This is a genomic window from Deminuibacter soli (assembly GCF_003412455.1).
GTDB classification, from domain to species: domain Bacteria; phylum Bacteroidota; class Bacteroidia; order Chitinophagales; family Chitinophagaceae; genus Deminuibacter; species Deminuibacter soli.
In genome coordinates this window covers 52,667-75,048 of the sequence record NZ_QTJU01000003.1, presented here as the reverse complement: position 1 = coordinate 75,048, position 22,382 = coordinate 52,667, and the positions used below count along the sequence as shown (strand labels likewise).

23 protein-coding genes are annotated in these 22,382 nt (G+C 47.5%); 10 read left to right on the top strand and 13 right to left on the bottom strand.

The window, feature by feature from the left end; genetic code table 11:
• Positions 1-153 precede the first annotated feature (153 nt).
• Positions 154-747 (top strand): methyltransferase domain-containing protein, encoded by a 594-nt coding sequence (locus DXN05_RS10645; RefSeq protein ID WP_116847241.1) that lies wholly within the window; start codon positions 154-156, stop codon positions 745-747.
• Here DXN05_RS10645 and DXN05_RS10640 read toward each other — a convergent pair.
• Together DXN05_RS10640 and DXN05_RS10635 are read right to left on the bottom strand one after the other, a co-directional pair.
• On the bottom strand, positions 744-1,436 hold the full coding sequence (locus tag DXN05_RS10640; RefSeq protein WP_262511503.1) for a LytR/AlgR family response regulator transcription factor: 693 nt from the start codon (positions 1,434-1,436) through the stop codon (positions 744-746). The genes DXN05_RS10645 and DXN05_RS10640 overlap by 4 nt on opposite strands.
• A gap of 14 nt (positions 1,437-1,450) precedes the next feature.
• Complete coding sequence (locus tag DXN05_RS10635) at positions 1,451-2,473, bottom strand: sensor histidine kinase (RefSeq protein ID WP_116847239.1); 1,023 nt, start codon at positions 2,471-2,473, stop codon at positions 1,451-1,453.
• A 221-nt stretch (positions 2,474-2,694) separates the two neighbouring features.
• Here DXN05_RS10635 and DXN05_RS10630 point away from each other — a divergent pair, with 221 nt between their 5' ends.
• The gene (locus tag DXN05_RS10630) at positions 2,695-3,483 is read left to right on the top strand and encodes a DUF3108 domain-containing protein (protein ID WP_147313890.1); all 789 of its coding nucleotides are present in this window, start codon (positions 2,695-2,697) and stop codon (positions 3,481-3,483) included.
• Between the two features lie 9 nt (positions 3,484-3,492).
• The gene (locus DXN05_RS24655; RefSeq protein ID WP_158559208.1) at positions 3,493-3,651 is read left to right on the top strand and encodes a hypothetical protein; all 159 of its coding nucleotides are present in this window, start codon (positions 3,493-3,495) and stop codon (positions 3,649-3,651) included.
• Between the two features lie 285 nt (positions 3,652-3,936).
• Here DXN05_RS24655 and DXN05_RS10625 read toward each other — a convergent pair whose 3' ends face one another.
• The 5 genes from DXN05_RS10625 to DXN05_RS10605 all read right to left on the bottom strand — a co-directional run bounded on the left by DXN05_RS10625 (position 3,937) and on the right by DXN05_RS10605 (position 9,125).
• Complete coding sequence (locus DXN05_RS10625; protein ID WP_116847237.1) at positions 3,937-4,980, bottom strand: agmatine deiminase family protein; 1,044 nt, start codon at positions 4,978-4,980, stop codon at positions 3,937-3,939.
• Positions 4,981-5,228: 248 nt separating this feature from the next.
• Complete coding sequence (locus DXN05_RS10620; protein WP_116847236.1) at positions 5,229-6,104, bottom strand: carbon-nitrogen hydrolase; 876 nt, start codon at positions 6,102-6,104, stop codon at positions 5,229-5,231.
• A gap of 432 nt (positions 6,105-6,536) precedes the next feature.
• Positions 6,537-7,607 (bottom strand): fatty acid desaturase family protein, encoded by a 1,071-nt coding sequence (locus DXN05_RS10615; RefSeq protein WP_116847235.1) that lies wholly within the window; start codon positions 7,605-7,607, stop codon positions 6,537-6,539.
• A gap of 77 nt (positions 7,608-7,684) precedes the next feature.
• Positions 7,685-8,422 carry a bacillithiol biosynthesis deacetylase BshB1 gene (bshB1, locus tag DXN05_RS10610; protein WP_116847565.1) on the bottom strand — a complete coding sequence of 246 codons (738 nt, stop codon included), beginning with the start codon at positions 8,420-8,422 and terminating at the stop codon, positions 7,685-7,687.
• A gap of 109 nt (positions 8,423-8,531) precedes the next feature.
• Positions 8,532-9,125: a DUF4294 domain-containing protein gene (locus DXN05_RS10605; RefSeq protein WP_245975180.1), complete on the bottom strand. Its 594-nt coding sequence runs from the start codon at positions 9,123-9,125 to the stop codon at positions 8,532-8,534.
• A gap of 97 nt (positions 9,126-9,222) precedes the next feature.
• Here DXN05_RS10605 and DXN05_RS10600 point away from each other — a divergent pair, with 97 nt between their 5' ends.
• Entirely contained in the window at positions 9,223-9,480 is a 258-nt protein-coding gene (locus DXN05_RS10600; protein WP_147313889.1) for a hypothetical protein, read from the top strand.
• Entirely contained in the window at positions 9,477-9,749 is a 273-nt protein-coding gene (locus DXN05_RS10595) for a hypothetical protein (RefSeq protein ID WP_116847233.1), read from the top strand. The genes DXN05_RS10600 and DXN05_RS10595 overlap by 4 nt, the downstream gene beginning before the upstream one ends.
• A gap of 200 nt (positions 9,750-9,949) precedes the next feature.
• Here the strand turns inward: DXN05_RS10595 and ccsA are convergent, their stop codons facing one another.
• The gene (gene ccsA, locus DXN05_RS10590) at positions 9,950-12,415 is read right to left on the bottom strand and encodes a cytochrome c biogenesis protein CcsA (RefSeq protein WP_116847232.1); all 2,466 of its coding nucleotides are present in this window, start codon (positions 12,413-12,415) and stop codon (positions 9,950-9,952) included.
• 39 nt (positions 12,416-12,454) lie between these two features.
• The gene (locus tag DXN05_RS10585) at positions 12,455-12,868 is read right to left on the bottom strand and encodes a cytochrome c maturation protein CcmE domain-containing protein (protein WP_116847231.1); all 414 of its coding nucleotides are present in this window, start codon (positions 12,866-12,868) and stop codon (positions 12,455-12,457) included.
• 260 nt (positions 12,869-13,128) lie between these two features.
• Here DXN05_RS10585 and DXN05_RS10580 point away from each other — a divergent pair, with 260 nt between their 5' ends.
• The 5 genes from DXN05_RS10580 (at position 13,129) to DXN05_RS10555 (ending at position 19,532) form a co-directional block, all read left to right on the top strand.
• Positions 13,129-14,178 carry an agmatinase family protein gene (locus tag DXN05_RS10580; RefSeq protein WP_116847230.1) on the top strand — a complete coding sequence of 350 codons (1,050 nt, stop codon included), beginning with the start codon at positions 13,129-13,131 and terminating at the stop codon, positions 14,176-14,178.
• A complete protein-coding gene (locus DXN05_RS10575) occupies positions 14,171-14,719 on the top strand; it encodes a hypothetical protein (RefSeq protein ID WP_116847229.1) in 549 nt (182 codons plus the stop codon). Before DXN05_RS10580 ends, DXN05_RS10575 begins: the two co-directional genes overlap by 8 nt.
• A gap of 689 nt (positions 14,720-15,408) precedes the next feature.
• Positions 15,409-16,710 carry a radical SAM protein gene (locus tag DXN05_RS10570; protein WP_116847228.1) on the top strand — a complete coding sequence of 434 codons (1,302 nt, stop codon included), beginning with the start codon at positions 15,409-15,411 and terminating at the stop codon, positions 16,708-16,710.
• A gap of 308 nt (positions 16,711-17,018) precedes the next feature.
• Positions 17,019-17,888, top strand: coding sequence for a hypothetical protein (locus DXN05_RS10565; RefSeq protein ID WP_116847227.1), 870 nt, complete (start codon positions 17,019-17,021; stop codon positions 17,886-17,888).
• Between the two features lie 354 nt (positions 17,889-18,242).
• Positions 18,243-19,532 (top strand): bifunctional folylpolyglutamate synthase/dihydrofolate synthase, encoded by a 1,290-nt coding sequence (locus tag DXN05_RS10555; RefSeq protein WP_116847225.1) that lies wholly within the window; start codon positions 18,243-18,245, stop codon positions 19,530-19,532.
• Between the two features lie 138 nt (positions 19,533-19,670).
• Here DXN05_RS10555 and DXN05_RS10550 read toward each other — a convergent pair whose 3' ends face one another.
• The 4 genes from DXN05_RS10550 to DXN05_RS10535 form a co-directional block, all read right to left on the bottom strand.
• Positions 19,671-20,231, bottom strand: a complete 561-nt coding sequence (locus DXN05_RS10550; protein ID WP_116847224.1) for an NUDIX hydrolase — start codon at positions 20,229-20,231, stop codon at positions 19,671-19,673.
• Positions 20,232-20,246: 15 nt separating this feature from the next.
• The gene (locus DXN05_RS10545) at positions 20,247-20,771 is read right to left on the bottom strand and encodes a YfiT family bacillithiol transferase (protein ID WP_116847223.1); all 525 of its coding nucleotides are present in this window, start codon (positions 20,769-20,771) and stop codon (positions 20,247-20,249) included.
• A gap of 295 nt (positions 20,772-21,066) precedes the next feature.
• Complete coding sequence (locus DXN05_RS10540) at positions 21,067-21,828, bottom strand: ABC transporter ATP-binding protein (RefSeq protein ID WP_116847222.1); 762 nt, start codon at positions 21,826-21,828, stop codon at positions 21,067-21,069.
• Positions 21,829-21,843: 15 nt separating this feature from the next.
• On the bottom strand, positions 21,844-22,353 hold the full coding sequence (locus DXN05_RS10535) for a CAP domain-containing protein (RefSeq protein ID WP_211330021.1): 510 nt from the start codon (positions 22,351-22,353) through the stop codon (positions 21,844-21,846).
• Positions 22,354-22,382: the final 29 nt, after the last annotated feature.

Here is a 22,382-nt window from a genome sequence, read left to right as displayed (position 1 = left end):
AACCCGCTCCCTAAACTTCCCTCGTTTATTAATCTTATTCCTATACGGCCCTAACCCCTTTTTTGATTTTACTAAATCCTTGAGAAGACCTAAACCTTGTTTTCCATAGCCATGCCATGTTCATAACCGGCATGGCTTTTTTATTTTTGATCAATGAACAATGTATTTAACAGCGATTACTGGAACCAGTTGTATGCCACACACCATACCCGGTGGGATATCGGTGCCGTTTCCCCGCCATTGAAAGCTTATATTGATCAACTGACAAATAAAAATGCGGCTATCCTTATTCCCGGCTGCGGCAATGCTTACGAAGCGGCGTACCTGCTGCAGCAGGGTTTTACCAATGTTACGCTGGTAGATCTTGTACCTGAACTAACCGCCAGGCTACAACAACAGTTGGCAGCATATGGTGATGCCGTGCATATTATTACCGGTGATTTTTTTGCCTTGCAACAGCATTTTGACCTGGTGCTGGAGCAGACTTTCTTCTGCGCACTCGATCCCTCGCTGCGCTCTGCCTATGTACAGCAAATGCATCGTTTGCTTACCGGCGGCGGTAAACTGGCAGGCGTGTTGTTTAACCGTACGTTTACGGGAAATGTGCCTCCCTTTGGCGGATCAAGAGAAGAATATGAACAACTGTTCAGTGAACTGTTTCACATACGTACCATGGATATGTGTTATAACTCCATAAAGCCAAGGGCTGAGCGCGAATTGTTTGTTATTATGGAAGCAAAAGACTAGAAAAGTTTCTCCTGGATCACTGCCATAAACTGGTCGCGGTATTTTTCACTGATGGGAATTTGTTTGCTGCCGATGAAGATATGATTGTCCTGTATGCGGTTAAGCTGTTTGATATTGACGATATAGGAATTGTGCACGCGTACAAACGGAATGGCCAGCTGCTCTTCCACTTCTTTCAGGCGCCTGTTCATCAGGATCTGTTCACCGGCAGTAACCAGGCGCACATATTCTTTTTCTCCTTCAAAATACAGTATATCATCCAGCAGCATCCTGCGCAGCACCTTGCCTGATTTTACAAAGAAATAACCATCCTGTGCTGCAGTGATACCGGCCTCGGCAGAGGTTACAGGCGCAGAAAAGTAGGCTTCTATTTTTTGCTGCGCTGCCAAAAAACGCTTGAGGGTAATAGGTTTCAGCAGGTAGTCGATGGTTTTGAAATTATAACTGTCTGCCGCATATTCGGTATACGCCGTAGTAAACACAATGCGGGTATCGGGCAACAGCGTGGCCAGTTCCATACCGCTGAGCCGTGGCATATTGATATCGAGAAACACAAAATCAACCGTATGCTTTTTAAGAAATGCCATGGCCTCCAGCGCATCATAACACTTGGCCTGCAGTTGCCAGCCGGTGTTTTGTTTCACCAGTATTTCCAGCAGGTTTACTGCGTTGGGTTCATCGTCTACTATAATACAACTCAGGTTCAGTTGACAGGGAATTTAAGTGATGCAATAAAATACGGGCCGGATGCATTGGTATTTAATTCGTACGTATCGCCATACAGCAAGGTAAGTCTTTGCTGCAGATTTTTAAGCCCGAAACCGCTGGGGCCATTGATTTGCGGCTGTTGCGGCATTTTGTTGCGCGTTTCAAAATACAGGCTGCCATTGCTGCGCACCAGCCAGATATCGATGGCATTGTCGCTGCTCGACTTGTCAATGCCATGTTTAAAAATATTCTCTACAAAAGTAATCAGCAGCATAGGCGGCACATAATCGTCGGCCCGGCAGCTTTCTTTTATAAAACGGATATCCACCCCGTGCCGGATGCGTATTTTCTCAAGCGCCATGTAGTTTTCGAGGAACTGTATTTCGGTTGACAACAGCACTTTTTCTTTCGGGCTTTCATCTACAAAATAGCGCATGATCTCCGATAGTCTTTCAATCAAATGTGCGGTACGCGGGGCTTCGCGGTAAGCCTCGTAGTAAATATTGTTAAGCGTATTAAACAGGAAATGCGGCTGCGCCTGTGATTTCAGCAGGTTAAGCTCGGCCTGTGTTTTCTGGAAAATAATTTCCTCGGTATGGCGTTTCAGGGTAAAATAATCCAGCGCTATCCGGTACAGGAAACTGAGGATGTACGTAAGCACGCCTGCCACCAGGTAATTAAAAATATAGATGTAGCGGAATGTCTCTTTCTGTTCTGCAAACCAGTTGTTGTAAATAAAAAACACGCCCATCCCTTTGCTGATGCCGGCTACACTCAGCAACACAATTACGGCCGCCACATAAGCCTTTATCCGCCCTTTGCGGTATAGCCTGGGCAGCAGGTAATTGGCATTGCCATGAATAATCAGCGCATAAAAAACCGTGTAAATGGAAGCAAAAATGAGCGAGGCAGGTAAGCCATCCATACCAATAAGCGAAAGAAAAATAATGATCCATACGCCTGCCCACACCAGCCAGTGCATGCGCATTAAACTCATCTGTGTCGGGGGCCATTTCATCTCTAAAAATACAAAGCCGCCGGGTATGCCCTGTGAAATTTCAATGTTTTGGCCTGTTTATTCCATTAAACGGCCATTATAGCCCATCAATGGCGGTAAAACAGCTAAAAACACCCCGTAAAGCCCGGTTGTTGAAAATAACAGCCCAATCGTTGAATGGGTTTGTCAGCCCCTGTAAACCGCCTCATTTTTACAGCACCAATCAAATACCGCTTATTGTTATGAAATGCCTGTTACGTGTACTTGTTTTTATTGTTATGCCCTGTATAGTTTCTGCACAGGCAGATACCATCAATTTTACCAGCCATGCCCTGCAGATACACCAGCTGAAAACAGGCACCAGGCAATACCTGGTTTATTTCCAGCATCCCGCACAAAACAAAACCCTGCGCTTTTCCCTGTGGCAACGCAGCATTGATACCATTCGTTTCAACAACCAGCCCCTGTTCCGCATTGTGCAGCAATGGTACGGTACAGACAGCGCGCAATTCCGCAGTGTATATTCCTTAAGCAGCCGAACAGATTTTAAACCTGCTTTTCATGAAGAAACGCTCAACGGCAAAACAAAGGCGTATAACTGGTATGCAGATCATATTACCGGGGCAGACAGCATTACCGCCAACACAGCCGCTGCATTTAACCTGCCGCTTGAATACCCTACGCTTAACTGGAACCTGGACATAGAAACCTTTGAAATGCTGCCGCTGGCCGAAGGGAAAACATTTGTGATCCCGTTTTACGATGCCGGTTTAACGCCGCCTGCCTTTATTACCTACAAAGTAACCGGCAGCGAAAAGCTGAACACCCGTGAAGGTGTAACCGATTGCTGGAAACTGCTGACAGAAGGGGTACACAACAACAGCCGTTATACCCAAACCTTCTGGATCAGCAAGCAGGAGCATGAATTATTAAAAGAAGAAGACCAATTCAATGGCGGGTACCGCTACAAGATTAAGATACCGGCTTTTTCACCGGATATCACCGCACGGTTTGCCGCCCAAACACCATAAATACCTGTTATGAAAGCCGTATTACTGTTACTGCTGGTTGCCGGTTGCCTCATGTACCTGCTGGTATTATCACAATGGTATGTACATGGCCATGGTATTATCTTCCCGGGTGTACACATTGAAACACCTATGGCAAGCATACACACAAGCATGCAGTGCACTAAATAAACCAGTGATTCGTTTATCCTCATAAGAAAAGGGCGATCAACCGTGTCTACGGATGTATCGCCCTTCTTGTTTCCATATATTCTTTGAGAGCAGTTTAACCGTTTCAAAGTTCAGGCGTTCAAATGACCACACTGTGCCGCTGCGTACCCGCGATAAAGAAAATGGTCCCGCTTCAATCACTCACGACTGACGATTCACGAATAATACCCGCTACGATCTCTTCACACAACCGGCTGTTTTATTGCCTATTGCCTATTCACCAGCTTTGTTTTCACTCACCACTCACTACACCGCCGGCTCCTGCTGGCTTAAGCAATGGAAGCTGCCCAGGCCCCAGATAATATCTGTTGAATCGATGCCTACTGTTTCGCGGCCGGGAAAGCTCTGGCGAATGATTTCAAGTGCTTTCTCATCCTTGTCACAACGATAAGTGGGCACAATAACATGCTGGTTGCTGATGTAGAAATTGGCGTAAGACGCAGGCAAACGCTGATCATCAAACACCACGGCATCAGGCATGGGCAGTTCAATAATATTGAGCTGTTTGCCATTCAGCAGGCGCATCTGTTTTAATGCGGTTAGGTTCTGCTGCAACAGTTCATAGTTCTCATCGTTTTTATCTTCTTCCACCACGGTTAACACGGTGTCTTCATTTACAAAACGGATGGTATCATCAATATGGCCGTCTGTATCGTCGCCTACTATGCCTTCGGGAACCCACAGCACCTGTTCAACGCCGTAATAATCCTGCAGGTAGGTTTCAATCTGCTGCTGGTTTAAATGCGGGTTGCGGTTGGGGTTTAACAGGCAGCAGGTAGAGGTAAGCAATGTGCCTTTGCCGTTGAATTCTACTGAACCACCTTCCATTACTATACCGGGGTGGTATACCGGCACCTTGTATTTTTCACCAATAAGGGTGGGTATTACATCATCCAGGTCGTAGGGCGGATATTTACCGCCCCAGGCATTGTAATTCCAGTCTACAATTACTTTGGGTTGTGCGGTATTGGCCGGGTTAATCAAAAAAGCCGGGCCATGATCCCTGCACCATGCATCGTTGGTTGGGTGCAGAAAAAAACGCACCTGCGCCATGTTTACACCTGCCTGCTGCAAATGTGCTGTGGCAGACTGCTGCATGGCTTCGTTGGCTACGTTGATGCATACCTGTTCACTCATGGCCAGGTATTTTACAAACAGACTGTAATTGGGGTAAATGGCCTCAATTTTCCCGGGCCAGCTTGCTTCTTTATGCGGCCAGCTTAACCACGTGGCAGTATGCGGTGCAAATTCAGCCGGGAAATAGTAGCCTGCTTGTTTTGGTGTAGACATGATATACAGAATATAGTTATTGGAAAAGGGAACAGCTGCAAGCTTATAGCTTATAGCCTGTTGGGGCGTTGACCTGCGGCAGTGTTTTCCACTTATCCGCTTAGACCAAACCCTCGCTTAGATAGTCGACGCGTCGATGCTCGACAAAGTCTTCGCTAAGATCACTCACAACTCACAACTCACAACTGACGGCTCACGAATCGGACCCGCTAAGATCGTCTCGAGGTGTCGATTCTCGATGCTCGCTCTCAGTCTTCGTCAATATAACGTTTGGTAATGGGTTGGTAAGAATCAATACGCCTGTCGCGCATGAACGGCCAGTGTGTGCGGTAGCGGTCGCTCAGTTTGGTATCGATTTCCTGGATAATGATTTCTTCGTTTTCATGTGAAGCCTGGTACATGATGGTGCCGAAAGGATTGGCTACAAAAGAGCCACCCCAGAATTTCATCAGGCCATCCTGCTCAAAGCCTACCCTGTTCACGCTTACCACGTGTACACCATTGGCTACGGCATGGCTGCGCTGAATGGTTTGCCAGGCGTTGTATTGTTCCACATTGGTAGCTTCATCCTGTGAAGTAGCCCAGCCGATAGCGGTGGGATAAAACAGGATTTCCGCACCCATGAGTGAAGTAATACGTGCAGCTTCAGGATACCACTGATCCCAGCAGATCAGCACGCCGATGGTAGCAAATTTTGTTTTGAATACTTTATAACCCAGGTCGCCCGGTGTGAAATAGAATTTCTCGTAATAAGCCGGGTCGTCGGGGATGTGCATTTTGCGGTATTTGCCGAGGTAGCTGCCATCCGCATCCAGTACAGCGGTGGTGTTGTGGTAAAGTCCCTGCGCCCTTTTCTCGAACAGGGAAGCGATGATTACCACACCCAGTTCACCGGCCACCTGCTGCAACGCATCTGTTGAAGGACCAGGAATGGTTTCGGCCAGTAAAAAATTATCGTAATCTTCTACGTCGCAGAAGTAAAGTGATGTAAACAGTTCCTGTAAACATACAATCTGCGCGCCTTGTGCAGCCGCTTCACGTACTTTGGCAATTGCCTTGTCCAGGTTCTCCTGTTTGCTGGCGGTACAGGTCATCTGCACCAATCCTACTTTTACTTTTGACATAGTTCCAAATTTGCCGCAAAGGTAACATTATGCAACGAAAATGAAAGTTATGAAATGTGAAAAAAGCCATCGAGAATCGAGAATCGACACCTCGAGACGATCTAAGCGAGTAACAATTCCGAGAATCGACAGTCGACATGTCGAGACGATCTAAGCGAGTAACAATTCCGAGAATCGACAGTCGACATGTCGAGACGATCTAAGCGAGTATAAAACCTGTCGCCGGAGGCGGCTTACACCAAACAGGCTTGCAGCTGTTTCCTGTGGTGCGAATGTTGCCGGTGAGGACACCGGCAACGGCAACGGCGGCTGTTTTATTCACAATTGACTATTCACTATTCACCGGCTTTGTTTTTCACTCACCACTCACAAACACGCACACAAAAAAGCCCGCGGCACGGCCGCGGGCTTTTTTGTTTAAGGCCCCACTATCTACGCCGTTCCCATTTGTTTCAGGAACAGGATGTGCGATACAACGGCCTGTGACATGCGTTTATATTCTACATACTGTACACCGTATTCCTGGCAGGCCTCTTTGATAATGCGGCTGATGGCAGGATAGTGTACGTGCGATATTTTAGGGAACAAATGGTGTTCAATCTGGAAATTCAGTCCGCCAACAAGCCAGGATACCAGTTTGCTGCGGGTAGCGAAGTTGGCCGTGGTTTTTAACTGGTGAATGGCCCATTCGTCTTCCAGGCGGCCGCTTTCCACATCCTGCACAGGGAAGGAAGTATGCTCAACGGTATGTGCCAGCTGGAATACAATGCTCAGGATAAACCCGGCAAAAGCAGTCATAATCAGTATGCCAACAATGGTAGGTATTACGCCAACTGTGTAAATGGGTACTACCACCATGGTAATCAGGGCAATCACTTTATACAGCCAGAAATAGAAATGATCTTTGAACTTCATTTTCTTCAGTGGAATAGGACCTACTTTGCCGCTGAAGTATTTGCGGTAATCGGAGAAGAAAATCCAGTACAGGTACAGGAAGGCATAGAAAAACCAGAAATACAGGTGCTGGTAGCGGTGCATTTTGTATTTCTCCTGCGTAGAAGCCAGGCGCAGGAAGGGTTTTGCATCAATATCATCATCAATACCGTCAACATTGGTGTAGGCATGGTGAATAATGTTGTGCTTCATGTTCCACATAAAATGGCTGCCGCCGAGAAAACCAAGTGTTACGGCAGCTGCAAATTTGTTTACACCGGGGTACTTGCTGAAACTGCCGTGACCGCCGTCGTGCATAATATTAAAGCCGATGGCGGCGGTAAGACCACCCAGCAAAACACATTCTAAAATGGCCCATACAGTAGCCGGTGTGTAAAACACCAGGTGAATGTAAGTGAGCACATAACCAACCAGCAGGATAATGGCTTTACTCCACAGGGCAAAATTGCCGGTTGATTCTTTCCCGTTTTCCGTAAAATAATCGTTCACCCTTGTCTTCAGCACGGTGTGAAAGGACTGCTTGGGGTGAGCAAATTTGGGCGTTTGCATAAACTCTAAAAGGCTTCAAAAAATGATAAAATCGGGTTACTTATAATAACGGAGGACCAGGTACTCTGCCTCCGGTGTTATGTTGTTTGCTGCACAAAAGCATCAAAATCGCTGATGCCCGGCATTTTCTTCGAAATATAGCCCTCTGCATAACGCACCCCTATTCTTTTGCCCAGCATCAATGCACGTGCAGTGATGGTGTCAAGGAAATCGGGCGATGAAATGTAGGTTTGCGGCTCGTGGGTATTGGTGGTTGCGGGAGAATGAAACTGGGTATGATAGGCCTGCACCGCTTTAATTTTCTGCTCCATGTGTGCAGAAATATCAAATACAAAATCGGGCTTCAGGTAACGATCCTGTATGTAGTGAAATACATACTTGGGTCGCCAGGCTTCTTGTGCCACTCCGTCAACTGCGGTTTCAATCTTACGCAAACCCGACAAAAAAGCCGCGTCTTCTACCAGCTGTGAACTCCTTCCGTGATCCGGATGGCGGTCTTCCAGCGCGTTACACAAAACTATATCAGGCTGGTATTTCCGGATAGCGACAATTACTTTCTTAATGTTTTGTTCATCTATCTGGAAAAAGCCGTCTGCCATTTTAAGGTTTTCCCTTGCATGTACACCCATAATCTTTGCTGCTTCAGCAGCTTCGGCCGTGCGTGTTTCAATGGTGCCGCGAGTTCCAAGCTCGCCTTGTGTTAAATCAACAACAGCTACTTTCTTACCCTGCTGCGCAGAGGCAATCAGGGTTCCTGAGCATCCTAATTCCACATCGTCGGGATGTACGCCAAAAGCAAGAATATCTACCTTCATAAATGTGCCGCAAATTACACCAATTATACGTAAAAACACTATCGCAATCGGGAAGGATATTGAGAAAGAGGCTGTTGGATACAGGAACTGCGCAATATTTAACATAGGGTTACCGTCTTACCCCGTACATGCGCTCCACATCTACCACAATGGATTCCATGGCCTGGTCTTTCCCGGCAGGCTCATAGTCCTGTTTCAGGTTAGAACCAAATACAATGGCCACTGTCTGGTAAAATGCAGCGGTAAAGCCGCCCTTGTATTCATCAATGATTTCGTAGCAGTTATTGCCTGTTTGGCGGTGAATGAGTTTCATGAGCACTTTGCCCTGGTATACCGAGAGCTGGGTGAGCTTGTCGGCAAACTCGCGTTTCAACTCTTTCTCGCGCGATTTGATGATGCTTTTGCGCTGCTTGCGGTCGTTCACATTTACCAGTTGTGCATTAATCTGGTTCATTACCCGTGAAGCTGCAATGGCGTAAGGATAGGTCACATACACCGCATTGCGCAGGCGTGTCCACTCTGCATGATAAGCCCGCCATTTGGGTGTTAAATGCGTGTAGATGTATACCGGCGGTAAAAACGAACAGGGCACTGTATCACCGTTCGATTCAATGCATGCGTTTACCCGGATGGTATCGTACATACCGGTGCCATTCTGGGCATGTGTACGGTTGGCCGCACAAATAACCAGCACAAAGCTCACGAATGCAAAGCGAATTGTATTTTTACAATACCTCATGGTAAAAACATCGGCACGCCGATACGTAAATATAGACATTCAACCGGGTAATGAAGCTGCTATGCATGCAAAACTAATTGGCGCATTTGTTATTGTTTTCTTAAACCTTTACTGTTGTTGCGGGTGCTCTCCTGCCGGCAAATCTGATGAAGTAAGTGACACAACACTGGAGTTTGAAAAAAAGCTCGATTCCATTGCAAGCATACGTATTGATTCGGCCTACAAGGCAGTACAACAGCAATGTGATTCTGCCAATAAATACAGGCTGCCCCTACTGATAGATTCCCTGCAACACCTTAAAAAAGATTCGGCACAATGAGCACAAACAAAATCATTTTAACAGCCTTGTGCCTGTGCACCCTCGCCTGCCAACAGCCTGTTGCAGATAAACAGGAGGCGGCCCGGCAGCAATTGCAGGCAGCTATGAACATGGAAGAAAAAGTAAAAAAAGTAGCTGCCCAATTGCACCGCGACTGCGACAGCGTGTTACTGCAAACCGCACTATTTAAAGTAGATTCTATCGCAAAAGCCGCAGCAGTAAAACCGGCAAAAACACCTGTTAAAGCAGCACCAAAGAAGAAGAAATGAGCGTGTGGTGGTGAGTGAAAACAAAGCCGGTGAATAGGCAATAGTGAATAGTGAATAAAACAGCCGCAAGCTTTATCCAATTATGAGCTGCTGTGAGGACACAGCAGTGGGCGAAAGTAATTTTATACTCGCCGAGATAGTCTCGACTGTCGAATCTCGATTCTCGAAAAAACGCCCCCGGTTCAGCCGGGGGCGTTTTTTTATGCTCTCGCTAATTTGTTGTCTCGTTTTATTCGTTGCCACATGCTCATTACAAAGCCTACGGCCATTACAATTACACCAATCCACAACACGAAAATAAACGGAAACTCATACACCTTGGCAGTAAGCAGGGTATTCATCGCCCTGTCTTCCTTAATGCCCAGTTCCAGCTTGCCTTCTTTCTCGTCAATCACCCGGTTAAACTGCAATGCCAGGTTTTGCGCTACTACTGTATCGGGCAGACTGCGTGCGTTTTGTGCATTCTGTGAAATAGCAACGCCGGGGTTGGCCTGGTACCTGGTTCCTTCTTTTGAAATCACCGTCACATCCAGCACCATGGCTGTTTCGTTCGGTTCCAGTTTCAGTTTATTGTCTGCAGGGTTTACGTTTACCTTGTTCAGCACAATCATGCCGTTGGAGTAGAATACGGTATCCCCTACTTTCATCTGCCTGGGAACAAAACCTGCGGTATCTTTTTTGTTGCCGTCAATCCAGGAAGTGATGTATACAAACACGTCCCTGTTCCAGTAATGTTTGGCATCGGGGTTGGCAGAAGGTTCTTCCTGCCCCTTGTTCATACGCATGATATCAGGGTACAATGCAAACGCTTTGCCGGTAGCCTTGTCCTCGAACAACAGCTGGAAATACTTCTTGCGGTCGTACTGGTTCAGCGAATCGCCCTGGTAGGTAACATGGTATTTACCCATATCGGTGCGGATGCCTTTAAACAGGGTGATGTTCTCAGCCGGGTCGCCGGACAAACTGTTCTTTTGTTTGGGATCAGGGGCCTGTAAAGGAGTAATGCCCGTCGTATTCCAGCTAAGCACGGTTTTCTTGCTCGATGAGATTAAGATACCCAACAGCACCAGGCCAAAACCTACGTGTGCAACAGAAGCGCCTGCGGCTTTTATCTTACCGTTCATGCCCAGCCATATATAACCTGCATTGGCTACTACTGCATACACACTGGCAAAAATGCCGAGGTGTATCGCTACCAGGAAGCCGATGCCTTTTTCATTGTAATTCACACCGCCGAATGCACTGATGCTGGCGCTGATAACCACTGCAATAATGGTTGGCAGCATAATCTTTTTCCAGAATGCACCTTTGGGTGTGGCCTTGTATTTGAAATACTGTGTGATGGCCGTTAACACACCAATAATGATCGCAATAAATATCTGGATCTGGTTGTGTGCAAACTTGGGATCTTCGGGATCGGCGATGCTGGTACCAAATACTTTGTTCACTACCGGTGTAGATGTTTTGGCAATAATAATAATGCCTGCCAGCAATAATACCAGCGCACCGATAAACATCCAGAACTCACGGCTGTAGGTATTTTCTTCCCGCGCAATGGTGGGAATGTTTTTCCTTTCTTTGAAAAACAGGTACATGCCGGGTAAAAAGAATACCAGTACAAACAAGGCCAGCTGGGTAGTCATATCCGCCCCTGTAAACGCGTGCACCGAGCTGTCGCCCAGTATACCGCTGCGGGTAAGGAAGGTGGAATACAATACCAGCGAAAAAGCCAGTATATAGAACAGGTAAGTACTGCGCAAAGAATATTCACTGTGGCGGTATACCAGGTTGGTATGCAAACCGGCTACCATTACCAGCCAGGGCACCAGCGAAGCATTTTCAACCGGATCCCATGCCCAGTAGCCGCCGAACGACAAACTTTCGTAAGCCCAGGCAGCACCCATCATAATGCCTACGCCAAGTACAGCACCTGAAAAACCGGCCCAGGACAGCGATATACGCGTCCAGCTATGGTCTTTGTTTACCAGGCCTGCGTATGCAAAGGCAAAGGGTATAATGGTAGAAGCAAAACCGAGAAACAGTACCGGCGGGTGAATTACCATCCAGTAGTTCTGCAGCAGTGCGTTAAGGTCGTTACCATCACGCACACGCGGTATGCTCAGGTAATCGGGATTGGTAAACAGCGGCAGGTTGGGCATTTGCTCCCTGAATAAAATAAAGGGATTGGCGCCTATTTTGGTACCGCCGATGTAAATACCAATGAGCATGGTGCCTATACAGAACTGCGCAAAGTTTACCACCGTCATTACCGGTGCTTCCCATTTTTTGGCGCGCAGAATAATGCACCAGCCCAGCACTACATGCCATATATTCCACAACAGGAAACTGCCAGACTGGTCTTCCCATATACAGGCCAGCAGGTACTGCGGCTGCAGTGAACGGGAAGAGTGGTTCCAGGCAAAGAAGTATTCGCTGTAGTGATTGCTTACAATATAAAAAAGTGTAATAAAAGTGCCTGCAACGGCAATGGATTCTATAATAAAAGCCGCACGTGCCAAACGCAGCCAGCTGGCTTTGTCGGCAGGAATTTTTTCCCTGTTGGCTTTAAAATATGCGATGGTAGCGATAACAGCAGCAACAAGCGCCAGTACGGCGAAAAAATGTCCGAGCTGGCCGGGCAATAAGTGTTCACCTATGTAATTCATTTATGAGGGGGTTTACCGCAGCCCGGGGCTGCAGCGGGATTATTGCAAAACCGCAGCGTTTACATTTTTCTGCACGGCATTGGGATCGTCTTTGTATTTGCTGGGACATTTCAATAAAATATCTTTGCATTCAAAATGATCGCCCTGTACCCGTCCTTTCAGCACCAGGCGCTCACTTTTCTCCATGTCGGTAGGTTTGTTGTTGTGGTAAACCACTTTAATGGCATTGCCCAAAGTATCAATGGCGGTAAAGCTCAGGTAGTTGGGATTTTTCACCGGATCGTAATCCACGGGATGCGTTTTATCCATTTTAGCGATCAGGTGGACGAATTTCCCTTCTTTTTGCCTCGCAGATGCAATGGTGTCGTAGGTAGAAGTATCTCCCATAAAGCTGATTAAAACAGCGATAGACACAGCAATAAGCACCAGCGCAATAATATGCGTCTTCTTCATCTTGATAAGTGGTTTCAAGCGCGAAATTAGGGCAAAAACAACTTACAGTGTAGCATAATAAATAAACCCTTTTTGTTAAAAACGTTAACGCGCATATAAAAGATTGGCCCTATAACCGGCAGAATATCACCCTGCTAAGCGCTTCCGCCAAAAGTTGCAATAGTAGCCCGAAAAGGCTTTTAGTGGTTTTTAACCCGAGATACCAGCTTTTTGACATAACTTGCATGCCGTTTTACGTTTAAAGGACTAATAAGTGCCCAATGGCAGATCTATCCCGTTTTGATCCGAATGCTGCAGGGAACCCGAATAATAATATTTTCGGTCTCCCCTTCTCCGAAGAAGACGCCCAGTTAGTTTTACTACCCGTACCATGGGAAGTAACCGTTAGTTACGGAGCCGGCACCGCCCGCAGTGCCGAACATATTTGCAAGGCAAGTTTACAGGTTGATTTATTTGATACACAAGCACCCGATGCCTGGAAAAAAGGCTTCTACATGCGAGATGTAAACAAGAAAATATTGCTGAAAAGCGATTACCTGCGCAAAGAAGCCGAGCTGTATATCGATTATATCTCCAAAGGCGACCTTGTTGAAAAGAACAAGTTCATGTGCAAAAGCCTGCGGGAAATTAACGAAGGCGGTAAACTGCTCAACAACTGGGTGTACGAACAAACCACCGACCTGCTGAAACAGGGCAAGCTGGTGGGCCTTATCGGCGGCGACCACAGCACACCGCTGGGTTACTTTAAGGCACAGGCCGAAAAACATGGCCAGTTCGGTATTCTGCAGATTGATGCACACTGCGATCTCCGCAGGTCATACAACGACTTTACTTACTCCCATGCTTCTGTGATGTACAATGCGCTGGGCGAAATACCCGAGATCCAGAAACTGGTGCAGGTGGGCGTTCGCGATTTGTGTGAAGAAGAATGGGCGTACATCAATAACAGCAACAGCAGGGTCATCACTTACTTCGACCAGCAGCTGAAAGAGCGCCTGTTTGAAGGCGAAACCTGGAAACAGCTGGTAAACGAAATGATACAGCACCTGCCCCAGAAAGTACACATCAGCTTTGATATAGACGGACTGGATCCCAAATTATGTCCGCATACCGGCACCCCTGTACAGGGCGGTTTTGAAGCAGAGCAGGTGCTCTATCTCTTTAACAAAATTGTGGAAAGCGGCCGTACACTCATCGGGTTTGACCTGGTAGAAGTAGGCGTTGGCGAATACGACTGGGATTCGAACGTAGGCGCACACCTGCTGTGGCGTATGAGCAATTTACTGATCAAAAGCAACATGCATGACTGAGCAGTATGATTATGTAATTACACTAAAAAAGAAAGACCGGAGTGGTATTGACCTCATTGGTTTTTTGTTGTACATACTGGGATTCCTGTTTTTCCTGCGCTTTTTCGCCATCACCCGCAACCTGCTGGATGTGTTGTTCGCCGTAATTGTGCTGGTGTTCTTCATTGCCAAAATAAGGCACAAGAAAATACGCCAGCGCTTCTTCCTGCGCGGTGGTTTGCTCATTATCGCCGTTGGCATTCTATCCATGCACCGCGATTTCTGGTACCTCGGTGTGTTTTACCTGCTGGCAGCCTTTCTGGAGAGCTATGCTAAAACCCCGCTGGAAATCGGTTTCAGTAAAGACAACGTAACGGTAAACAGCATACCACGCAAACACTTTACCTGGAACAGCATTGGCAATGCAGTACTGAAAGACGAACTGCTCACTATCGATTTCAAAAACAACAAACTCATCCAGCAACACACCGAACCCTACGGCAAAGACATGGAACAGGAGTTCAACGATTTCTGCCGAACCAGCATCCAGGGAAGCCGGTAGAGGCAGTTGTTTCAATGGTTTAATTGTTTAAAGGTTTAATGTTTGAAGTTTAAAGTTGGCAAACACTTTAGTTCACTCACGACATGAAGGAACAGCGGCGGGCTACGAGCCGCAAGCTTGTCTGGTTGTAAATCGCCTCCTGCAATAGGTTTACTACTCGCCAAGATTGTCTCGACTGTCGACTGTCGATTCTCGAAATTGTTACCCGCTTCAATCACTCACGACTGACGACTGACGCCTCACGAGTAATACTCGCTCCAATCGTCTCGACTGTCGATTCTCGATTCTCGAAATTGTTACCCGCTTCAATCACTCACGACTGACGCCTCACGAGTAATACTCGCTCCAATCGTCTCGACTGTCGACTGTCGATTCTCGAAATCGTTACCCGCTTCAATCACTCACGACTGACGCCTCACGAGTAATACCCGCTTCAATCGTCTCGACTGTCGACTGTCGATTCTCGAAATTGTTACCCGCTTCAATCACTCACGACTGACCACTGACGTCTCACGAGTAATACTCGCTCCAATCGTCTCGACTGTCGACTGTCGATTCTCGAAATCGTTACCCGCTTCAATCACTCACGACTGACGCCTCACGAGTAATACCCGCTCCGATCATCTCGACTGTCGATTCTCGATTCTCGATGGCTTTCCTGATTCACGAAATTATCCGATCTTTGCACGATGGCATTACCACAATCTCCTTACTTACTTTACTCCGACGGACAAGGCAGTATATTTGAAGACACCAGTTTATACGTCACCGGGCGTGCAGGCTGGGACGCATTGCCCATTCCCGAAGAAGACTGGATAGAACTGCCCGACGGCGGTAACCTGTACGAGCTGCCTGGCCGACGTGGGATTGGTATTGATGTGGAAACAGGCGACCTGCGTCTTTGTGAGAAAGGATGGGCCGTAGCTGCATTTATACCACCTGCACATACCGGTTTATACCTCGCGGCATACGAAACAGCGCCCGATGCGCCTACCCTGCCTTTGTTCTGTTACACGGCAGCAGGCTGGCTTAATGAAAAATTTTATGTTCCCGCAGTACGCATAGAACGCGACATACGCCAGGAATGCGCCGGTTACGATGATGATAAAATTGCCGACGGCACCACTAACCTGCTGGCAGCTTACCCGCACAACAGGCTGGTAAAACACCTGATGGAAAACTGCTGTCAAACCTATCATTGTCCGGCTGCCCGCAATTTTGCATTGGGTCGCTGGGAATGTCCGGTGCCCAGCTCTCCTGCATGTAACGCCAACTGTATAGGCTGTATCTCTTTTCAGCCGGCTGAAGAAAGCATTGTTTCCACGCAGGACAGGCTTACGTTTAAGCCGCTGGCAGAAGAGATTGTTGAGTTCACCGTACCGCATCTTATGAACGCGCCCTACCCCATTGTAAGCTTTGGCCAGGGCTGCGAAGGCGAACCATTGCTCATGTGGGAAACCATCCGCGAATCGATCATCGAGATCAGGAAACATACTGATAAAGGCAGCATCAACATCAACACCAACGGTTCAAAACCCAATGCCGTACGTGCGCTTTGCGAAGCCGGTTTAAACAGCATCAGGGTAAGCACCAACTCTGCCCGCAAACATATTTACACGCCTTATTACCGCCCCAACAACTACCAGTTTGAAGACATTGTTGAAAGCCTGAAAGTAGTACGCAGTTACGGCGGATGGGCCAGCATCAACTACTTTGTGTTCCCCGGTATGACTGATACCGTTGAAGAATATGAAGCACTGCGCCAACTCATTATCGATACTGATTTAACCATGATACAGTGGCGCAATTTCAACATTGACCCTGATTGGTACCTCGGCCAGATAGGTGTTACCGAAACCGGCGAAATGCTGGGTGTAAAACAACTGATGGAACTGATACACGAAGAGTTTCCACAGGTACAGTTTGGTTATTACAACCCGCCCATCGAACGCATCAAAGGCAACTACCAGTTGGATTTTGCACATTATTAAAGTTTCTTTGTACTATACAGGTTTAATGTTTGAAGTTTAATGTTTGATGTTTAAGATCACTCCGCCAAAACTTCCCACGGAAGCGTATCGAATCATGAGTAGCATACAAATTGTAAATTAATAACTTAGAACTATCACAGCCACCAACCAAACACCCATGCCGGTGAGGACACCGGCATGGGCATCATGAGGGAATATATCCGCCTCGCGAAACTGGTACTCGCTTCAATAGTCTCGACGTGTCGATTCTCGATTCTCGTTCCCACTCATAGCTGAATAACTATATCTTTGTTGCACAACCGAATTGCATGGAGGCCAACTTCGAATCGAAAAAGAATTTACAGGCACTGGGATTAACCGCGGTGATTATTGGCGTGCTGGCACTGTTACTGTTTGTAATAGGCTGGACATTGCCGCAGATGCCCGTACCCGTGCAGGACGAAGGCATTGAAGTAAACCTGGGCAACAGCGACCAGGGCCAGGGCGATATTGCCCCTGCCATACCCGGCGAAGCCTCTGCCGAGCAAACTACCACCTTCGATCCGCCCCCCTCTGCACAAACCAATGCAGCACCCGAAGAAACCAAGCCGGTAGAAGAATCAAAAGATCCCGACGCAACACCTATTCATACGCCAGACAAACCATCGCCCAAACCCAACCCCAAACATACCGAAACCTCCGTTGCACATAAAAAACCCAAAGCAGTAGTACCCAACCCCACACCGGTGCCGCCCAAACCCAAGGCAGTATATGCAGGCGGTAAAAACACCGGCAATGGCGGCAACGGGGCAGACAGTTATAACGGTGTTCGCAACCAGGGCATCGCAGGCGGCAAGGGCGACCAGGGTAAACCCAATGGCAATCCCAACAGCGACAGTTATACCGGCAACGGTGGCTCAGGCAAAAGCGGCGTAAGCATTCGCAGCGGTCTGCAGGGTCGCCGCATTACCCACTTCCCATCCTTCCAGGACGACTTTAACGAAAACGCCAAGGTAGCAGTCGATGTATCAGTAAACGAAAGCGGCACTGTAACAGGCGCCACCGTTAACCCGCGCGGCACTACCACCACCAACACTACTATCCGCAGTATCGCCATCCGCAAGGCACAACAACTTAAATTCAACACCGGCGGCACACAGCAAACAGGTACTATTGTGTTCGACTTTAAGTTGAATTGATGGAGAGCCTATACGTCAGTCGTGAGGGAAATTAGCGAGTAACAATTTCGAGAATCGAGAATCGACAGTCGAGACGATCTCAGCGAGTATAAAAACTGTCGCCTAAGGCGATTTACAACCCAACAGGCTTGCAGTTCGTAGCTTGAAGCTTACAGTTGTTTTCCTGTGGTGATCTAAGTGAGTTCTTGATTGAACGGGCTCTTCTTTGTGACCTCCGCGGGTTTTCTCTTTGTGCCCTTGGCGGTAAAAAATAGCGCTCACAGAACTCCTTCCGAGAACAATGAAACAATTGAACACTATCTGCTGCTTCAAATATTGCTTCTCCATATCGTGCAATCACGTTTACTTTGCAAAATGAACTACCAGCAAACACTTGATTACCTTTTCAACAAGCTTCCCATGTTCAGCCGTATTGGTTCGGCGGCTTTTAAAAAAGACCTGACCAATACCATTGCATTGTGTGAAGCATTGGGCAACCCGCAGCAACGTTTTAAAAGCATTCATATTGCAGGTACCAATGGCAAGGGATCAACCAGTCACATGCTGGCAGCAGTGCTGCAAACAGCCGGTTATACAACAGGCTTATACACTTCACCGCACCTGAAAGATTTCAGGGAACGCATTAAAGTGAACGGCGCCATGTGTTCAGAACAATTTGTAATTGATTTCACCCAACGCATTGCACCACTCATCGAAAGCATCGAGCCTTCGTTTTTCGAGATCACCGTGGCCATGGCCTTTGAATGGTTTGCGCAGCAAAACGTAGATGTTGCCGTGATTGAAGTAGGCCTGGGCGGCAGGCTCGACAGCACCAATATCATTACCCCCGAACTCAGCATCATTACCAATATCAGCTACGACCATATGAACATGCTGGGCAATACCCTTACCGAGATTGCCGGTGAAAAAGCAGGTATCATCAAGCAAGGAATTCCTGTAGTAATTGGTGAAGCAAATGAAGAAACACAACCTGTGTTTGAACATAAAGCAGCAGCACAGCAAGCCCCCCTGGTATATGCAACGCAAACGTTTTATGCAACAGACTGGCAATACAATCACCATCAGTTGACGGTAAGCATGGCCGAAAAACGCACAGATGCACGCACTACCTGGCAGCTTGATTTGCCCGGCATATACCAGGCAAAAAACCTTGCTACCGTACTAACTGCCATACAGCAATTAAAGCAACGCGGGTTTACACTGCCGCACGAACAGGTGCAGCACGCGCTGTCGCATACAAAAAAGATCAATGGGCTGCATGGCCGCTGGGAACAGCTGCACGAAAGCCCTGCTGTAATAGCAGATGTATGCCACAATGAAGACGGCATCAGGCAAATGCTGTCACAGCTGGAGCTGGCTACTTACCAGGACCTGCATATTGTATTTGGCATGGTAAAAGACAAAGAGATTAAAAACATACTGGCCCTGCTGCCCGAAACAGCCACCTACTATTTCACGCATGCCCATATTCCGCGCGCCTTACCGGCAGAAGAACTGGCACAGCAGGCAGCAGCCCGTGGCCTGCGCGGCACCACTTACGAAGATGTAAACACCGCCATCGCCCATGCCCGCCAGCACGCCCACCCCAACGACCTCATCCTGGTTTGCGGCAGCGTATTCCTGGTAGGAGAGATAAATGCCTAATGTGCAAATTTGAAAATTTGAAAGTGTGATAATCAATAAAGCCCGCAGCAGCACGAATGTGCAAGCTGCGGGCCTTTGTATTTCATTCACTATTGACTATTGGCTATTGGCTATTCACTATTCACCGGCTTTCGCTCACTATTTATATCCCAGCTTATCCAGGTACCGTAACGCATAGAATATCGTATTCATGTGCATGGATTGCACGATGCGCTTTTCATCAATCAGCTGCTGCAGTTCTTCAAATGTTACCTCCAGCACCTCGATTTCTTCGTTCTGATCCAGATCCTGGTCTTGCACCCTTTTGCCGCCTGTGGCTACAAACATGTGCATGAGATTGGCATTGGTACTGGGGTTGGCAGAAGTGCGGCCCAGGTAGTGCACGGTTTCAAAAGCATAACCGGTTTCTTCCAGCATTTCCCTGCGAATGGCATCTTCCAGCGCAGCGTCGGATGCATCTACACAACCGCCGGGCAGCTCAATGCAAACCTCGCCCAATGCATGGCGGTATTGACGCACGAGAATGATTTTGCCATCTTCAGTTACCGGTAACGCTGTTACCCAATCATCATATTCCAGAACATAATATGGGTCAATGATGGTGCCGTCTGCACGCTCGCAGCGGTCTTTTCTTGCTTTCAGCCAGTTGTCTTTAAACAGGTATTCAGATGACAGTGTTTTCCAGATTAAATCACTCATAGTATATTGTTTTATCTAGTTCCAACCCATGCGTTCTTTTAATGCGGTAACATGAGCAGTATGGTGTTTGCCATGCCAGGCATAGCTCCCCAGCAAGTACCAGAGGGTAACGGTTTTACCTGCACCACTGTGAAATACAGTTCTGTCCCACGCCTCGCGCGGCAGGCTGCGTAAAGTGGCTACCAGCCGCTGATGCAGTGCATGCAGCAAAGTAAGCGATATGTTGATGGGCACGGTTTGCACATCATTCAGCAATGCCCATTCTTTTTCTTCATAGGTTTTAATCGTGGGGGTGTCTTCAGTAAGTCCCAGTTTAAAACGCGTGTAGGCATTGATGTGACTGTCTGCCACATGATGCACCAGTTGTTTCACCGTCCATCCGCCTTCGCGGTAAGGCGTGTTCAGCTGTGCTTCGTCCAGCGTCTGAACAGCTATTTCCAATTCATCGGGCAAAAACTGCAAGTCTGCCAGCCAGCGCTGCAACTGCGTTTCAGAAAACGCCTGCGGCTCATACTGACCAATAGGGTAACGAAGATCCATAGAGGGAGCAATTTGAGAATTTGAAAATTTGAAAATGTGCTAATGAAGGCACAATAGTTGAAAACCAATAAAAACCAGCTACAAGCTGCAAGCTTGTTTGGTGTAATTGCCTACGGAAACAAGTATACTACTCGCTAAGATCGTCTCGACTGTCGATTCCCGATTCTCGAAATTGGTACTCGCTAAGATCACTCACAACTCACCATAAAGCCTTCGCTAAGATCGTCTCGACTGTCGATTCCCGATTCTCGAAATTGGTACTCGCCAAGATCACTCACTATTCACCAGCTCTCCCTCACTCCTCCCGCAACGCTTTGCCGGTGATGTGGATGAACACATCTTCCAGATTGGCTTTCTTTACTTCCTTGGGGCGTTCGAAGCCTGTGGCTACCAGTTCGTCGATCAGCTGGTCGGGTGTGTTCAGGGCAATGATGCGGCCGGCATCAACAATGGCTACACGGTCGCACAGAATTTCTGCTTCGTCCATGTAGTGGGTAGTGATGATAACGGTAGTGCCTTTTTTACGAATATCCAGTATCAGATCCCACAAATTGCGCCTGGCCTGGGGGTCAAGACCGGTAGTAGGCTCGTCAAGGAAGATAATCGATGGATCGTTGATGAGCGTGGTGGCAATGGAGAAGCGCTGCTTCTGGCCACCGCTCAGCTCTTTGTATTTGTTCTTTGCCTTATCGCGCAGATTCACGGTATCGAGCAGTTCCAGCGCGTTAACGCTGCGGTTGTATAAACCGGCGAACAGTTCAATCAGCTCCGTTAAGTTGAGATTGGGATAATAACCTGAGGACTGCAATTGCACGCCGATGATTTTCTTGATATCATTTGGCGCTTCATCGAGGTTGATGCCATTTACCACAATGCTGCCGCTTGTTTTGGGGCGCAGTGTTTCAATGATTTCAAGGGTGGTTGATTTACCGGCTCCGTTCGGACCCAGTAAACCAAATATCTCCCCTTCATATACGTCAAAACTGATGCCCTTGACCGCCTCGAAATCACCGTATCGCTTTACCAGGTTTTGTACAGATATAATCGTCTTTTGCATAACAGCGGCAAGTTACTACTTACGCAGGAAAATCTGCGTGTAGAAAATGGTGCCGTTTTTATCTTTTGCCACACCAATGCCGGTTAAATTGTAATTGCCTTCTATGTTTTTCTTGTGCCCGGGGCTGTGCAGCCAGCCGTTCACCACTTCCTGTGCAGTAAGTTCACCGTAAGCCACATTTTCGGCAGCACCGCTGATGCCGCCTATTTGTTTGCCTACATTGCCTACCCTGTCTTCAAATCCCTCATGGCCAAAACCAGTGCGGCGTGCAGCCATATTGGCACTGTGTTTTTCTGCTGCAGTACTTGCCGGGTCAATCATTTTTAACTCAGGCTTACCAATTTCGCGGCGGTGCTGGTTAATGTAATACAGGATATTTTTCTCCATGCCGTTAAGGCTGATCGTATTGTCGCCGCCATCTTTTTTATAGGCCACAGACGAAGAGGTAGTTCCTTTTTGACAGGCAACGAGAATAACAACAGTACATATGAAAGCAAAGCGGATCACTCGGAATAATTTAGACATAATTGGTTGAAATATGGTTTAATAACGAA